Origin of the sequence: Methanosarcina sp. 1.H.T.1A.1, assembly GCF_000979295.1 — an archaeon.
Classification (GTDB): Archaea; Halobacteriota; Methanosarcinia; order Methanosarcinales; family Methanosarcinaceae; genus Methanosarcina.
Map to the genome: position 1 here is coordinate 1 of NZ_JJQY01000096.1, position 1,201 is coordinate 1,201.

The 1,201-nt window shown below is 39.6% G+C and carries 1 protein-coding gene; it reads right to left on the reverse strand.

The window, feature by feature from the left end; genetic code table 11:
• Positions 1-294, reverse strand: a 294-nt coding sequence (locus EO95_RS18595; RefSeq protein WP_048134528.1) for an iron-sulfur cluster assembly protein, incomplete at its 3' end; no start/stop codon positions are given.
• Positions 295-1,201: the final 907 nt, after the last annotated feature.

Consider the following 1,201-nt stretch of genomic DNA (forward strand, 5'->3'; position numbering starts at 1 on the left):
AGATGTGTATAAGAGACAGGTCCAGGGAGGGTCCCAGACAAGCTCTACTTCGACCTCTTTTACCCCCTCGATTGCTTCTACCTTTCGTTTTACGTCCTCAGCAATAAGATCTCCCATGGGACATCCGGGCGTAGTCAAGGTCATCCTTATTCGTACCCGGTCTTCTTTTACCTCTATCCCATAAACAAGTCCGAGGTCAATAACGTTGATCGGAATTTCGGGGTCGTAGCAGCTCTTTAGAGCCTCAATAACTTCTTCTTTTGTAACGGTGGTACCATCCCCCTCAAAATGCAGATCTGCAGTAATTTTATGTTTCCCATTAAATAAAAAGGTGAATGGAATTAAATATATTTCCCAGAAACTTCTGAATGGGTCGTTTTCCGGTTTTAATATATGCTTTCAGCAATGAAACTGTTCAAAAGCGGGTTGTCCGGAAACAGGGTATTTCAAAAGCAGGCTTGTTCAACTTAGAAACAGGCTTGTTCAGCCCAGAAATAGGCTTGTTCAAAAAAGGAGTTTTCAAAATAGCTCAACTGCACACCAGGGCCGGGTTTGTGGTGTGTAGATATAGTAGATGTGGTAGATATGGTAGATGCGGTGGTAGATAATATATTTGGGTGTTTATGGTACCCGGCCCTGCGAAGTGCAGTTTACGGTTCCAGACGTTGCGGTACTTTTTCAGTCTGTTTTGGTCTATTCGCATGAGTACTGATCTATGCCCCCCATCAGGGTTCACATAGTTAGGAACCAACGTGCTGGTGTGAGTTTTCTGTATCTACAGCTCACTAACTTATAATGTATTTCTCGTGGTTTTAACTCTCTCCAAACAGGATAATTTCGGAAGACTTATATACATGGAAAAATCTGAAGACTTCAGAGCCGTTCATATGAAAAAATTATTAACTTAAATCTTTTTTTGAGTTTCCCTTATATATCATTATCATACGGCTATATTCTCTTAAACATGGTAAAACCTCCGCAGAGGATAACCTTATATATTTGTTTTTCTAAAACCAAATTTATTACGCCTGTAGTTTTTTCTGCTTGGAAAGGGAATAGGCTAATTTTTATCTCTTTTGTCCTCTGAGCGAGCGAAGAAGATTAAAAATAGATATATAATTTTGTTGCTTAAAATGCGGAGGAATCCATTATTTCTTTTGTTTGTTCTGTTTCTTTTGTTTCTTACTCCGCAAGCCTGGGA